Raw genomic sequence first — 14469 nt, 5'->3', positions numbered from 1 at the left:
GGTACGTCTCAGGGGGGCGACCCGTAGTACTCGGCGTCCCCCGCTCCACCTACAGGAGGTGGAGCCGGCACCACCCCTACAACCTGAGGCGGACCCGTCTTCGGCACCTGCGGGCGATCCGGATTACAGGCCCTCACTCCTAGCGTGGAGCCATGACCACACCCGTCTGCACCAGCGCCTCCCACGGCCAGAGGCGGCCGTCTCCGTACCCGTCCTTCGCGTCGTACGTCAGCGCCCGCCAGCCGGTGCTGCTGCGCACCGCCCGGTCCCTCACGGCCAACCCGAGCGACGCGGAGGACCTGCTCCAGACCGCGCTCGCCAAGACGTACGTCGCGTGGGAGCGGATCGAGGACCACCGGGCGATCGACGGCTATGTCCGCCGCGCCCTGCTGAACACCCGCACCTCGCAGTGGCGCAAGCGCAAGGTCGACGAGTACGTCTGCGACGAACTGCCCGAGCCGGAGCCCACGGCAGGTGAGGAGGACCAGGCCGAGCGGCAGGCGCTGCACGACGCGATGTGGCGGGCGGTCATGAAGCTGCCGGACCGGCAGCGGGCGATGGTCGTCCTGAGGTACTACGAGGACCTCAGCGAGGTCCAGACGGCCGACCTCCTCGGGGTCTCGGTGGGCACGGTGAAGTCGGCGGTGTCCCGGGCGCTCGGCAAGCTCCGCGAGGATCCTGAGCTGGTGCTTGTCCGCTAGCGCGCCGACGTGGTGGTTTTACCGGGGCTTTAAGTGATGTGATCGATCATCGCTACCTAGTGACATACCGCGCGGTATGTGCGCAGAATCATCGCAACCGTTACCACCGCGTAGGCAATGTCGCCGCCCTGGGAGGACGCCGTGCTGAGCACCATGCAGGACGTACCGCTGCTGATCTCGAGGATCCTGACCCATGGGGCGCGGATCCACGGCTCGTCGCGGGTGACCACCTGGACGGGCGAGGGCGCCCCGCAGCGCCGCACCTTCGCCGAGATCGGTGGCCGCACCGCCCAGCTGGCCCACGCCCTGCGCGAGGACCTCGGTGTCGAGGGCGACGACCGGGTCGCGACCCTCATGTGGAACAACGCCGAGCACGTCGAGGCGTACTTCGCGATCCCCTCCATGGGCGCGGTCCTGCACACCCTCAACCTGCGCCTCCCGGCCGAGCAGCTGGTCTGGATCGTCAACCACGCGGCCGACCGGGTCGTCATCGCCAACGGCTCGCTGCTCCCCCTGCTGGCCCCGCTGCTCCCGCACCTGCCGACGGTCGAGCACGTGGTCGTCTCCGGCCCCGGCGACCGCACCCTCCTCGCGGACGCCCACGCCCGGGTCCACGAGTACGAGGACCTCATCGCCGGAAAGCCCACCGACTACGACTGGCCCGAGCTGGACGAGCGCACGGCCGCCTCCATGTGCTACACCTCCGGCACCACCGGCGACCCCAAGGGCGTGGTCTACAGCCACCGTTCGATCTACCTGCACTCCATGCAGGTCAACATGGCCCAGTCGATGGGCCTGACCGACCAGGACACCTCGCTGATCGTGGTCCCCCAGTTCCACGTCAACGCCTGGGGCCTGCCTCACGCCACCTTCATGACCGGCGTCAACATGCTGATGCCGGACCGTTTCCTCCAGCCCGGCCCGCTCGCCGAGATGATCGAGAGCGAGAAGCCGACCCACGCCGCCGCCGTCCCCACCATCTGGCAGGGCCTGCTGGCCGAGCTCACCGTCAAGCCGCGCGACGTCACCTCCCTCACCCAGGTGACCATCGGCGGCTCGGCCTGTCCGCCCGCCCTGATGTCGGCCTTCGACGACCTCGGCATGCGGGTCTGCCACGCCTGGGGCATGACGGAGACCTCCCCGCTGGGCACCATCGCCCGCCCGCCGGCCCAGGTCGTCGGCCTGCCCGAGGAGTTCGCCTACCGCCTCACCCAGGGCCGCTTCCCGGCCGGCGTCGAGGCCCGCCTCAGCGGCCCCGGCGGCGAGCGCCTCCCCTGGGACGGCGAGTCCGCCGGCGAGCTGGAGGTGCGCGGCCCCTGGATCGCGGGCGCCTACTACAACGGCCCCGGCGGCGAGGTGCTGCGCCCCGCGGACAAGTTCAGCGAGGACGGCTGGCTGAAGACGGGTGACGTCGGCACCATCAGCCCCGACGGCTTCCTCACCCTCACCGACCGCGCCAAGGACGTCATCAAGTCCGGCGGCGAGTGGATCTCCTCGGTGGAGCTGGAGAACGCCCTGATGGCCCACCCGGCCGTCGCCGAGGCGGCCGTCGTCGCCGTCCCCGACGACCGCTGGGGCGAGCGCCCGCTGGCCACGGTCGTCCTCAAGGAGGGCGCCGACGCCGACTTCGAGACCCTGCGCGCCTTCCTCGCCGAGGAGGGGAAGATCGCCAAGTGGCAGCTCCCGGAGCGCTGGACGATCGTGGAGGCGGTCCCGAAGACGAGCGTGGGCAAGTTCGACAAGAAGGTGCTGCGCCGCCGGTACGCCGAGGGCGCGCTGGACATCACGCAGCTCTGAGTACGGTGGAGGCGCCCGCCGGGCAGGTCACCTCGCGGCACCTGCCCGGCGCGCGCCGGGTCGACGACGGCGCCTTCACCGTCGTACGGCAGTGGTGCTCCATCCCACTGCCAGCCACACCGCCGCCACCGTGACCACGCCGCCCCAGCCGAAGTGGGTGAAGGCGAGGCCGGCCAGGGCCGAGGCGGTGGCGCCGCCCGCGAAGCCCGCGACGACATAGGCGCTGTTGGCGGTGGCCGGGGCCGAGGTCGTGGTCAGCGCGAGGGTCTCGTTGGCGACATGGGAGGCCACCAGGGCCGCGTGGATCGCGACGGCCGCCACGAAGAGCGCCGGGAGCGCGTGCCCGCCCAGCCAGAAGAGCGGGACGGAGACGGCGGCGAGGACATAGGCGGTGCGGACGACCTTGGCGGCGCCGAAGCGGTCGACCAGACCGCCCGCCAGCGGGGCCACCACGCTCGCCGCGAGCCCGAAGAGCCCGAACAGACCCGCCGTCGCGGTCGACAGACCGTACGGCTCACCCGTCAGCAGCAGTGCCAGCGAGGTCCACAGGGCGCTCCACGCGCCGTACATGCCGGCCTGCCGTACGCAGGCCCGCCACAGGTCGGGGGAGCGGCGGACCAGTGCGGGCATGGTGCGCAGGCCGGTGAGGAGACCGCCCTCACGGGGGCGGCGGTGCTCGACGGGCAGGGCGGCGGCGGTCAGCAGCCCGAGGGCGGCGGTGAGCACGGCCGCGCCCAGGAACACCGCCCGCCAGCCGAAGGCCTGACCGGCGAGTCCGCCGAGGACCCGGGCCGCGACGATCCCGGTGAACAGGCCCGCGATGACGGCGGCGACATGCCGCGCGCGGTGGTGGGCGGGGGCGCGTTCGGCGACCAGCGGCACCAGGAGCTGCGGGACGACCGTCGCGGCGGACGCGACCAGGACGGCGGCGGCGAGCGCGGCCGTGCCGCCGGCGGCGGCACCGGCGGTCAGCGCGGCCGCGGTGACCAGGGAGAGGGCGGCGACCAGGCGGCGCCGGTTCACACGGTCGCCGAGCGGGGCGAAGAAGAGCAGACCGGCTGCGTAGCCGAACTGCGCGACGGAGGCGATCCAGGCCACGGCGGACGGTGTGGAGCCGAAGTCGTGGGCGATGAGGGGGAGCAGCGGGGCCGCGACGTAGATGTTGGCGGCGGTGACGGCCGTGCAGAGTGCGATGAGGACGAGGAGGAGGTCCCCCCGGCGGCGCGGGGTGGCGGGCCGCCGGACGCGCTGCGGGACGGTGACTGCGGACGGCATGGCGGAGGCGCTCCTTGAAGGATGGGTAACCAACCAGTTGGTTGGAGCGTGCGGTGCAACAGTCTGGGGCCGTCTCGCATTCCCCGTCAACCAACTGGTTGGTTACCTGTCGCCCGCCGCTACCATGCCCCCATGGCAACCACCCGGGACCCCGAGGCCACCAAGGGCCGGATCTTCGACGCCGCCGTCGCCGAGTTCGCCCGCTACGGCGTCGCGGGCGCCCGCATCGACCGCATCGCCGCCGAGGCCAAGGCGAACAAGCAGCTCATCTACGCCTACTTCGGCAACAAGGCCGAGCTGTTCACCCGGGTCCTGGAGAAGGCCATGCTCGACCTCGCGATCGCCGTCCCGGTCGACGCGGACGACATCGAGGGCTGGATCGACCGGGTCATGGACTACCACGTCGCCCACCCCGAGCTGCTGCGCCTGCTCTTCTGGGAGGGCCTCGAGTACGGCACCACCGAACTGCCCGACGAGGCCGAGCGCCGCGCGCACTACCGCGACAAGATCGCCGCCATCCGGGACGGCCAGGAGCGAGGGGTCGTCAGCGACGCGATCCCGGCCCGCGACCTGCTCTTCCTGCTCATCGCCCTGGCCAACTGGACCGCCGTCGTCCCCCAGATGAGCCGCATCGTGGTCGGCGCCGACCCGGGCGACCGCGAACGCCTGCGCGCCTCGGTGAAGGAGGCGGCCCGCCGACTGGTGGCGCGACCGTAGGTTGTTCGCCGGGCGGGGGGTTGTTTGCGGGGCGGGGCCACGATGCCCGGCGCCGGGCCGTGTCGGGGCTGCGACGCCGGGTCCCCTCTGTTCTGTGGCGGGTGGTGCTGGGTCCTTGTCTGCCTGGTGGTGGGCCGGGCGGGGGGCTGTGATGTCGGATGCCGCGTCCTGGTGGGGGCCGCGACGGTGAGTGCCGGGCCGTGCCGGGCCGTGTCGGGCCGTGTCGGGGCCGTGATGCCGGGCGGCGGGCCGTGCCGGGGCCGCCGTGGTGGCTGGTGCGGACGGCGCGGCCCCGGGCAGGTCCTAGTTGGTGCCGATGCGGGCCAGCAGGTCCACGATCCTGATCTGGACCTCGGGACTCGTCGAGCGCTCCGCCAGGAACAGCACCGACTCCCCCGACGCCAGCCGGGGCCGGTCCGCCTGGTCGACGGCGGCGGTGTAGACGACCAGCGGGGTGCGGTTGAGCTGGCCGTTCACCCGCAGCCAGTCGATGATCCCGGCGGATCCGGCCTGCCGCGGATGCACCTGCATCAGGTCCATCACCACCAGGTTCGGCCGCAGCTGCCCCGCGAGCGTCACGGCATCCGCGTCACTGGCCGCCCGCGCCACCTGCATCCCCCGCCGCTCCAGCGTCGCCGTCAGGGCCAGCGCGATCTCCGCGTGCTCCTCGATGAGCAGCACGCGCGGCGGGTGCTGCTCACTGTCCCGGGGCGCCAGCGCCTTCAGCAGTACGGCGGGATCGGCGCCGTACGCCGCCTCCCGCGTTGCCTGCCCGAGACCGGCCGTGACCAGCACCGGGACCTCCGCGGCCACCGCCGCCTGCCGCAGCGACTGCAACGCCGTACGGGTGATCGGCCCGGTCAGCGGGTCCACGAACAGCGCGGCCGGGAACGCGGCGATCTGCGCGTCGACCTCCTCGCGCGAGTGCACGATGACCGGCCGGTAGCCGCGGTCACTGAGCGCCTGCTGGGTGGAGACGTCCGGCGCGGGCCACACCAGCAGCCGGCGCGGGTTGTCCAGCGGCTCCGGCGGCAGCTCGTCGTCCATCGGCATCGGCCGCGGCGGATCCGCCACCTCGACGGCTCCACCGGGACCGTCCAGCGGCTCGGGACCCTCGGCGGCGTTCTCGTCCGGCGCTCCTATGGCGTACGACCGCCCGGCCCCGTCGGTCGCCCCGGGAACGAGCCGCGACTGACCGGCGAGGGAGGGCTGGGGCAGCGGCTGGCCCGCGAGCGAGGGGTGCGCCGGCATGGGCGCCTGGCCGGCGACGGGCTGCTCGGCCGGCGGATGCGGTCGCGCCGTCTGCTCCGGGCGGGACGCCGGGTCCGGCGGGGTGCCCAGCTTGCGGCGGCGCCCGGAACCGCCCGGCGTGTGCGGGGCCGGAGTGGCCGTGGCCTGCGCGGCGGGCTGTGCCTGCTGGACCTGGGCGGCCTGCCGGGTGAAGGGGACACCCTGCCCCAGCGTCCGCACACTGATCGCCCGGCCCTGTGTGGAGTTCGGATCCATGGGCAGCGCCGCCGCCTCGGCGGGCAGCGGCTGCGCCACGGGGGCGGCCGGGGACACGGGGGCCTCGGGCGGGAGGGGGGTGCCCGTGCTGGGGGTGGCGGTCGGCGGGGCGGGGGTCTGGACAGGGGCCGGTCCGCCGGGTGCGGCGGGTCCGGCGGGAGTCCCCTGGGCGGCGCCGGGTACGGACTCGGCCGGGAGCGGACTGGCTTGGGCCGGGGTCGCGTTCGCGGGCTGCGGCTGGAGGGCCGGACGGCCGGGCAGCGCCTGGGCGGGCAGCGCCTGCGCGGGGAGGGGCTGACCGGGGAGGGGCTGACCGGGGAGGGGCTGACCGGCAGGCGGGACCGGCTGCCCGACGGCCTCCAGACCCAGTGCCTGCTGGGCCTGCGGTACTTGCTGTGCCTGCTGTGCCTGCTGTGCCTGCTGTGCCTGCGCCGGAGCCATGCCCTGGTTCGGGACGCCCGCGGGCGCCACCGTGCCCATGGGCGCGACGGGGGCGGCCCCCAGCTCCGCGGGCTGGCCCACCGCGCGACGGCGGCGGCCGGTGGGCGCGTTCGTGGGGTGCGGCTGGGGCGGGGTGTGGTCGTCGGCCTGGTCCTGTGCCACGGCGTCATGGCGGCCGTGGTCGATGTGGGCGTCCTCGGACGAGCCCTGGGCGGGGATCGGGGCCACCGGAGCCTGGCCGGGTACCGGCACCGGCACGGGAACCGGCCCGGCCTCCCGCATCTGACCGGGCACGCCCGGACCGTCGGCCGTCCGGTCCGCCTCGGCGGGCGGCAGGGCGAACACCGTGCGCGGCCCCGCCTCCTGCGCGGCGGCACGCTCGGACGCGGCGGCGAGGGCACGCCGCCGACGCCCGGTCGGCTCGCCGTCCTCGTCCGTTACGGCGGGTACGGCGGGTACGGCGGGTACGGCGGGCACGGGAGCACCGGCGACCGCGGGCAGGGCGGGGGGCAGAGCGTTCTGCGGTCCTTCGTCGGCGCGCCGGGCCCGTCGTCCGCCGGGCGGCGCCGGTACGCCCTGCGGCGGAACGGTGCCGCCCAGTCCCGTACCCACCGCGGCCGTACCGGCCGCGCTCTCGGCGGCGGTCACGACCGCGCCCTCGGCCACGCCCGCACCGGCCGGCTCGACCCCTGCGGCGTTCTCGGCGGGACGGCCGCGCCGCCGCCCGGAACCGCCGGAGGCATCCTCGGCCCCCTCGGGCAGCTCACCGGGCATCTCGTCGGCGGCCGGGCCGCGTCGGCGCCGGCGTCCGGTGGGCGGCGCGTTCTCCGCTTCGGCGCCCGCGGCCGGGACCGGAACCTCGCCCTCCAGGAAGGCGTCCACGGAGGACCGGCGCGCCCGACGGCGTCCAGGAGCCTGCTCGGCGGGCGGCTCGCCGTCGCCGGGCGCGCCCTGCGCCGGGGGCAGGGCGGCGGGCAGCGCGGCGGGCGCCGGAGCGGCGACCGCGCCCGCTCCACCCCCGAGGGGGACTTCGAGCACGTACGCGCTGCCGCTCATGCCCGGCACCTCGTGCGTCTGGAGCACACCCCCGTGGGCGCGCACGATCCCGCGCACGATCGGCTCGTGCACCGGGTCGCCCCCGCTGTACGGTCCGCGCACCTCGATCCGTACGACCTCGCCCCGCTGGGCGGCCGCGACGACGACCGTGTTGTCCATGTAACCGCCCGCCGAGACGGGCGCGTTGCCGGTGGCGTCGACCCCCGCGACGTCGGCGACGAGGTGCGCGAGCGCGGTCGCGAGCAGCCGGGCGTCGACCTCGGCCTCGATGGGCGGCGCGTGCACGGCGAACTGCACCCGGCCGGGCCCGATGAGCTCGACGGCCCCGTCGACACCGGCGGCGACGACGGCGTCGAGCATCACCTTCGTACGGACGATCTCCGCGGCGCCCGCGTCGAGGCGCTGGTAGCCGAGGACGTTGTCGATGAGGGTGGTGATCCTCGAATATCCAGCCGACAGGTGATGGAGCACCTGGTTGGCCTCGGGCCACAGCTGCCCGGCGTCGTCCGCGGCGAGCGCGGCCAGTTCGCGGCGCAGTTCGTCGAGGGGGCCCCGCAGGGAGGTCGCGAGGAGGGTGAGCAGCTGGTCGTACCGCCCGGCGAGGGCGTCGTAACGGTCCTTCTCCCGCTCACCGAGGGCCGCGTAGCGCTCCTCGGCGGCGGCCACCTCCTCCGTGTGCTGCTCGCGCAGCTCCTCCAGCTCGGTGACATGCTGCTGGCGGAGCGCGGTGAGGTCGGAGGCGTGCTCCTCGGAGAGCCGCTCCAACTCGTCCTCGTGCCGCTTCTCGACGCCTTCCTTCTCCGCGACGAGATCGTCGTACGACCGCCGGTCGGTGAACGTCATCACGGCACCGACGAGCTGGTCCCCGTCGCGCACGGGAGCGGTGGTCAGGTCGACCGAGACCTTCTCGCCGCCCTTGGACCACAGCACCTGACCGCGCACCCGGTGCTTGCGCCCGGAGCGCAGGGTGTCGGCGAGCGGCGACTCCTCGTACGGGAAGGGCGAGCCGTCGGCGCGCGAGTGCACGATGAGGGTGTGCAGCTCCTTGCCGCCGAGATCACTGGCCCGGTAGCCGAGGATCTGCGCGGCGGCCGGGTTGACGAGCACGATCCGCCCGTCGGTGTCGGTCCCGACGACGCCTTCCGAGGCGGCCCGCAGGATCATCTCGGTCTGCCGCTGCGACCGGGCCAGCTCGGCCTCGGTGTCGACGGTGCCGGTCAGATCCCGTACGACGAGCATCAGCAGCTCGTCGCCGCTGTAGCCGTAGCCGTCGTAGGCCTGCTGGCCGTTCTCCAGATTGGCGCTGGTGACCTCGACGGGGAACTCCGAGCCGTCGGTCCGCCGGGCGACCATCCGGGTCGGCTTGGTCCGCCCGCGCGGGTCCATGTGGTCGGGCCGCCGCATGGAGCCGGGGATCAGCTTGGAGTCGAACTGCGGCAGCAGATCGAGCAGGCCCCGCCCCACCAGAGCCGTACCGGGCGTCTCGAAGGCCTCGAGCGCGATGGTGTTCGCGTTGACGACCGTCCCGTTGGCATTGACCAGCAACAACGCATCGGGAAGTGCGTCGAGTATGGCTGCGAGGCGAGCAGCGCCTCGGGATGGCCTGCTGCTCACGAGTCGCTTCCTCCCTGTTACCGCACCTTGCCGACCGCTCGGGCCATCTTGCCAACCGGCCCGCAGCGTGTCACGCGAGGGAGTCTAAGGGCTGGGTTCCCGTCACAGGCCCCGGATGAGAGGGAGCTCGCACGACGAAGTGACACAGAACGTGTGACCGTCGTATGACCTTCGCGGGAGATTGACGGGACGGGTGAATACGCCGTGGGGACCCTGTGCACGGGGAGAGGCCCGGGAACGGCGGCCGCGGAACGGAATCCGGGCTACCGCCCTCGGAGGCCGGGCAGCGCGGGCAGCAGGGGCACCATCCGGTCCCAGCGCTCGATCTCGCACCCGTCGCGGCGCTCGTACGTCGCGTCGACGGGCCGTCCGGCCCAGCGGCCGGTGACATGGGCGGTGGCCGCTCCGCCGTACCGCATGGTGCACGGCGAACCGCTCGGCACCGGGGCGAAGGGGTCCCGCCCCCAGCGGGTGCCGCGGTCCACGGTCCGGCAGGCGCCTGACACGTCCGGGTGACGGCCGCCGGCGGGCCGGCACCACACCTCGAACACTCCGTCGACCCGCCCGCCCGCGTGCCGGACGGTGACGACGAGGTGATCCTGATCCGCCCGGTCCTCCTCCCGGACGGGCGGGGGCGCGAGGGCGGCGCCGGCGGACGCGGGAGAGGGGAGGAGGGCGCCGAGGGCGAGGGCGAGCGCGCGGGCAAGGGCCAGGACGAGGGCGCCCCGGCGTCGTCGGGACGGGCTGCTGCTGAGCGAGAGGGCGATGACCTGCGACATGCCTGGACCAACGCGGCGCCACGCCGGACGTTCCGCACGGGGAAGCCCTTTGCCCTGCGACCCGCCTGCCTAGTACCGTGGACGTCGATTGGTGACAGCACGCTCGACTGTGTCATCATCTGCACGCACCACTCGCACCCACGCGAGAGGTTGTGCTGGAGGCGTCGCCTAGTCCGGTCTATGGCGCCGCACTGCTAATGCGGTTTGGGCCTTAAAGCCCATCGAGGGTTCAAATCCCTCCGCCTCCGCCAGATCTCCCGAAGCCCCGGTCCGTTCACGGCCCGGGGCTTCGTCGTACCCCGGGCCCCTCCTGATCGCCCCCTGAAGGCGTTTCCGCAGCTCACAAGCGGTACGGCAAACGGATTTCACATGTCGGCGGCAGTCATGTAATGTTCTTCCTGTCGCCGAGAGCGGCCCGGAAGGGCAAGGATCGAAGACAGGAAAAACCGAATAACAAGCACTCGTAGCTTAACGGATAGAGCATCTGACTACGGATCAGAAGGTTGCAGGTTCGAATCCTGCCGAGTGCACACAGGTGAGAGGCCCCGGAGAGATCCGGGGCCTCTTGCGTTTGGGGGGCGTACGGCAGCGAAGTGCGGCACCAGGTTTCCCCGAGTGCCGGAGGACCCGCAAAGGGATCCCACGGGCACGCAGGGTGAACATGCGGGTGCGGTTCCCCGGCGCGACGGGCGTCTCGGACGGGGCGGCTCGTCGGCGTCGCATCAGAAGGTCACTGTCGCCCCGCCGTGGACCGGCAGTCGTTCCACAGAGCGGCGAGGCGGGCCGGGATCTGGGTGATGGCGGCGCACCCCCGGGGATCGGCGGGGAAACCGTTGCTGGCCACGTAGCTCCAACCGGCGCCGGGGCGATCGACGAAGTACTTCATCGCAGCTCCGTCATCCTGCAGAGCGACCTGCTCCGCCTCCGTGCTGCCGTCAGTGGGCTGGAAGCGGGTCCCGGCGTAGAAGATCCCGTCACAACTGCCTTAGTAGAAGGTGCCCTTGACCGGGGCGATGTGGCTGAGGGCCGGTTGGTCCCGGCTGCCGTAGGCCGCCGTGACGCTCGCCTTGACGGTGGGCGACACCGGCAACGACCGGCAGCCGCCGGTTTTGGCCGGGGAGCCGGCGGTTGTGTGCCCGGCCGGCCCACCCGCCGCCGCGGAGGTCGCGGCCGACGAAGAGGGCGTTTGCGCTGTGTGCGGAGGGCTGCTGTGCGCAGTGCCGCTGTTCGGCGTGCAGCTCGTCAGCATGGCCACTGTCGCAGCGGCCATGCCCAGAGCGGCACCGCAGGACAGGGAACCGGTTCGGCGTGCCATTTCGAACCATCCTCTCTGATACGTCCAGACAGGCCCGAGATGGCGTAACTAGGATACGTTCTCCCGGTCTTGTCCGGAGAGACGCTGCGCCGTGCGCCCCGGTTTCACCGCGTCCGCCGGTTCGGAAGGGGAACACTGACCGGCATGCCTGTCTCGCTGCATCACATCGTCATCGACGCGCACGATCTGCCCGCCCTGGCCCGGTTCTGGGCTGAGGTGCTGGGCTGGCGGATCCTGTCCGAGCGGGAGCGTGAGGTCGTGATCGGGCCGGACGAGACGGCCCCGGTGGGAATCTGCTTCATGCCCGTGACCGACCGCAAGGTCGTCAAGAACCGCCTGCACCTCGATCTGACCTCCGCGGCGGAGGACCGGGAGGCCGAGATCGAGCGGATCCTCGCACTCGGCGCCCGCAGGGCGGACGTCGGACAGGGCGGCGACGAGTCGTGGACCGTGCTGGCCGATCCGGAGGGGAACGAGTTCTGCGTGGTCCGCCCGAAGGCGACCCTCATCGGCTAGCCCTGGGAGCCGGGGCGATGGCGAGCCGCGTGGAACCCCCGTACGAGACGCGGGACACCGTGCGGCTGTCCGATCAGAGAAGCGCGCCGTCGGTGATCTGGGTGGCGATGCCGTTCTTGATCGCGACCCTGGCCTCCACGCCCTCCTTGGCGGCCTTCTCCAGGTCGGACTCCTCGCACGGGGCGTCCACCTTCGAGCCGGCGGTGCCGCAGATCTGGCCGCCGCCCAGGATCACGGTGTCCTCGGCGAGGTAGAAGGCCTGCTGCTCGCCGCCGGAGCCCTGGGCCGCGGGGCCGTCGACCAGGTACTTGCCGGGTGCCACGTACCGCACGATGCCGTACCAGGTGCCGCTGACGCCCTTGCCCTTGTCGAGGCCCTCCACGACGGTCTCGCCGGAGTCGGAGGTGTTTCCGGAGCCGGAGCCGGAGCCGGTGCCGCTGCCGCCGCCGGACGTGCTCCCCGTGCCGGAGGAGGACCCGGAGGAGCGGCGTTCCGTGATCTCCGTCGCCACGCCGTCCTTCAGTACTACATCGGCGTTGACGGAGCGTCCGCCCTTGGTCGCGGTCTCCAGGTCGGACTCCTCGCACGGGGCGTCGACCTTCGAGGAGGCGTCGCCGCAGATGGTGCCCGCGCCGTGGATCTCGGTGCTGTCGCCGATCCAGAACTGCTGGTCCGCCTTGCCGGACACGCTGACGATGTACTTGCCCGACGCGAGGTACTTCACCGTTCCTCCGGCGAAGGTGCCGCTGACACCCTTGGCGTCGGACTTGTCCGCCACCGCGGTGGTGTCGGTCGTGCCGGAGGAACTGCCTGCGGCGTCGGCGCCCTGGTTGCACGCCGTCATCAGCAAGGTGCCGCCGAAGAGGGCGGCGGAGACGAGCAGAGCCTTGCGACGGTTGCGGATCATGGGTCAAGTCCCCTGAGTAGTCGGTTGGTCGGCGCCGCGGTGTGTTCGGTTCCTCAGCGCCCGTTCGACCATGAAGAGAGCGCCGGGATCGGGATGGATGCGCCGGTCGTCGATCCAGGACGGCACCGTCACAGTCCCGTGACATGATCAACTCGGTTGGTCGGAAATGGAGTTGCCGCCTACGGCCCCGTTTCGAAGAAGCCGGACCTCAGGTCCACGACGACGGCGTCGAGTGGGTGCCCACTGACGACGAACGGTCCGCTCCAGGAAGCGCTGAGTGCGAAGAGCAGTGCCAGGCTCAGCCCGACCACACTCGAAACGCCCGCGACGAGCAGGGACGTGCGCAGGCCGGCGCGGAAGACCAGGGCGCCGGAGTTCACGATCAAGGCCAGTCCACTGACCGCGAGCGTGACGACGTAGAGCACGGGAACGTCCCGCGAGGCGGCGGCGACGCGGGCGCGACGACCGCTGGTGACACCGTCCAGGGACACCACCAGCTCCGTGCCGGTCGTGGTGCCCACCTCGGGCCGGGCCGCCTCGGCGCGCACACTCCGTTCCAGCCGTGCGATCGCGCGAGCGGTTGCCGGGTCGTCACCGGACGCCGCTGCCGCGCCCTTCCACTCCCTGGCACGCGTGGTCCGCAAGTAGTCCAGCAGTGCCGTGTGGATCGGCTCCGACCGGACTCGGGGACTGGTCGCCGCCCATGCCAGGCGGGAGGCCGCGGCCGCCTCGTCGCTCACCAGGGCCTCCGCCGCGCGCACATAGCCCGCCTCGCTGGCCAGTGAGAGGGCGGCGAAGATCGCGAAGGCGGCGCCCAGGGACGGCATCAGGGGCGTGGCGATCTTCGGTACCTGATCCTGTTCCGCGGCCGGCACCAGCGCCCGGACGCCGATCCGCGCCACGGCCGTGAGCAGGAGGGCGAGGAAGAGCCCGCCCACGACCAGCACCACCGCCGGCAGCGAGGTCAGCCAGTTCACCACGTCACCTCCAGCGCGTTCCCGTGAGCGGCCCGCGGCGGCGCCGCATCGGGCCCTGCGGTCCGGAGCTCCTCGTCGATCACTCCAGCGATCACTCCAGCGATCACCGTCAGCGATCACCTTCCATGAACGCTTCATGGTCACAGCAGAAAGACCCATGACGCTTGCGACGCCCGGCACGGCCCTCGCCTCATGGGCCGAACAGCCGAACGCGGCCCGGTACGAGGCTGTACAGGCTCTGCGGCCATGGCATGCGGAGCGTTCAGCGGCCGATGTCGTCTCGAACGCCTCGGCGAGCGAGCCGGGCTGGGGCGGGGCCCTTCGGCGTTGCCGAGCCGCAGGCTGACCAGGTCGAGTGTGCCGATCCGGAGGGAGGCGAGGCGTCCTGTGCGTCGCGGGTCGCGCCCACCTTGGTCACGAGGTGCCCGGGCCGGCGGGCCAGGCCGGGCCAGGTCAGTTCAGGTCGGGCCGGGCCGGGCCGGGGGCTCCGGAGGTTCTGAGGGCTTTGGGGGTTCTGGGGGTTCCGGAGGGACGCGTACGAAGCCCTCGGGCCACGCGTCCTCGTCGAGTGTGTGTTCCTCCACGACGAAGCAGTCCGGTTCGGCCGAGAAGCCGGGCAGGAGGCGGGCTCGGTGGATGCGGTCCTCCGCCTTGTCGAGGGTGGAGTAGACGCCGAGGAGTTTGGGGTCGTCGCCGTCCTGTTCGTCGATGTACACCGTCTCGCCCTCGCGGTGCACGGTGGTGTCGTCGGCACCGGCTTCGTTCTGGTGTCCCACGTGCCACAGCAGATAGACCGTCATGCACCGGAGGTTACTGGCGTACCGCTCACCTGGGCGCGTAGATCACCTGGGCGAACGGCCGGTCGTCA

General features: G+C 72.7%; 11 protein-coding genes and 2 tRNA genes. 6 read left to right on the top strand and 7 right to left on the bottom strand.

The features are described from left to right. The first annotated feature begins 152 nt into the window (after window positions 1-152). Window positions 153-701: a SigE family RNA polymerase sigma factor gene (locus AQJ64_RS21175; protein WP_055638188.1), complete on the top strand. Its 549-nt coding sequence runs from the start codon at window positions 153-155 to the stop codon at window positions 699-701. Window positions 702-818: 117 nt separating this feature from the next. Further along, window positions 819-2498 carry a long-chain fatty acid--CoA ligase gene (locus tag AQJ64_RS21170; RefSeq protein ID WP_055638189.1) on the top strand — a complete coding sequence of 560 codons (1680 nt, stop codon included), beginning with the start codon at window positions 819-821 and terminating at the stop codon, window positions 2496-2498. A 75-nt stretch (window positions 2499-2573) separates the two neighbouring features. Here the strand turns inward: AQJ64_RS21170 and AQJ64_RS21165 are convergent, their stop codons facing one another. Beyond that, window positions 2574-3773 carry an MFS transporter gene (locus AQJ64_RS21165; RefSeq protein WP_055638190.1) on the bottom strand — a complete coding sequence of 400 codons (1200 nt, stop codon included), beginning with the start codon at window positions 3771-3773 and terminating at the stop codon, window positions 2574-2576. A 132-nt stretch (window positions 3774-3905) separates the two neighbouring features. On the opposite strand from AQJ64_RS21165, the gene AQJ64_RS21160 reads away from it, so the two are divergent. After that, window positions 3906-4490: a TetR/AcrR family transcriptional regulator gene (locus tag AQJ64_RS21160; protein WP_055638191.1), complete on the top strand. Its 585-nt coding sequence runs from the start codon at window positions 3906-3908 to the stop codon at window positions 4488-4490. A 303-nt stretch (window positions 4491-4793) separates the two neighbouring features. Here the strand turns inward: AQJ64_RS21160 and AQJ64_RS21155 are convergent, their stop codons facing one another. After that, window positions 4794-9107 carry a PAS domain-containing protein gene (locus AQJ64_RS21155; RefSeq protein WP_079061823.1) on the bottom strand — a complete coding sequence of 1438 codons (4314 nt, stop codon included), beginning with the start codon at window positions 9105-9107 and terminating at the stop codon, window positions 4794-4796. A 263-nt stretch (window positions 9108-9370) separates the two neighbouring features. Next, window positions 9371-9886 carry an SSI family serine proteinase inhibitor gene (locus tag AQJ64_RS21150; RefSeq protein ID WP_059202874.1) on the bottom strand — a complete coding sequence of 172 codons (516 nt, stop codon included), beginning with the start codon at window positions 9884-9886 and terminating at the stop codon, window positions 9371-9373. 157 nt (window positions 9887-10043) lie between these two features. On the opposite strand from AQJ64_RS21150, the gene AQJ64_RS21145 reads away from it, so the two are divergent. Then, window positions 10044-10137: transfer RNA gene (locus tag AQJ64_RS21145), tRNA-Ser, on the top strand. A 206-nt stretch (window positions 10138-10343) separates the two neighbouring features. Next, window positions 10344-10416: transfer RNA gene (locus AQJ64_RS21140), tRNA-Arg, on the top strand. A 200-nt stretch (window positions 10417-10616) separates the two neighbouring features. Here AQJ64_RS21140 and AQJ64_RS49170 read toward each other — a convergent pair. Beyond that, on the bottom strand, window positions 10617-10772 hold the full coding sequence (locus AQJ64_RS49170; protein ID WP_157880920.1) for a hypothetical protein: 156 nt from the start codon (window positions 10770-10772) through the stop codon (window positions 10617-10619). Between the two features lie 573 nt (window positions 10773-11345). Between AQJ64_RS49170 and AQJ64_RS21135 the strand changes: the two genes are divergently transcribed. Then, window positions 11346-11717 carry a VOC family protein gene (locus AQJ64_RS21135; RefSeq protein WP_055633887.1) on the top strand — a complete coding sequence of 124 codons (372 nt, stop codon included), beginning with the start codon at window positions 11346-11348 and terminating at the stop codon, window positions 11715-11717. Between the two features lie 73 nt (window positions 11718-11790). Here AQJ64_RS21135 and AQJ64_RS21130 read toward each other — a convergent pair whose 3' ends face one another. From AQJ64_RS21130 to AQJ64_RS21120, 3 genes are all read right to left on the bottom strand, one after another. After that, window positions 11791-12624 (bottom strand): hypothetical protein, encoded by an 834-nt coding sequence (locus AQJ64_RS21130; RefSeq protein WP_055633886.1) that lies wholly within the window; start codon window positions 12622-12624, stop codon window positions 11791-11793. Between the two features lie 179 nt (window positions 12625-12803). Then, on the bottom strand, window positions 12804-13601 hold the full coding sequence (locus tag AQJ64_RS21125; protein ID WP_157880919.1) for a bestrophin-like domain: 798 nt from the start codon (window positions 13599-13601) through the stop codon (window positions 12804-12806). A gap of 458 nt (window positions 13602-14059) precedes the next feature. After that, window positions 14060-14401 carry a DUF7336 domain-containing protein gene (locus tag AQJ64_RS21120; protein ID WP_240512606.1) on the bottom strand — a complete coding sequence of 114 codons (342 nt, stop codon included), beginning with the start codon at window positions 14399-14401 and terminating at the stop codon, window positions 14060-14062. Between the last annotated feature and the right edge of the window lie 68 nt (window positions 14402-14469).

It is taken from the genome of Streptomyces griseoruber, assembly GCF_001514205.1.
GTDB classification, from domain to species: Bacteria; Actinomycetota; Actinomycetes; order Streptomycetales; family Streptomycetaceae; genus Streptomyces; species Streptomyces griseoruber.
Note: the sequence above shows the minus strand (reverse complement) of the source record. Positions and strands in the feature narration are given on the sequence as shown.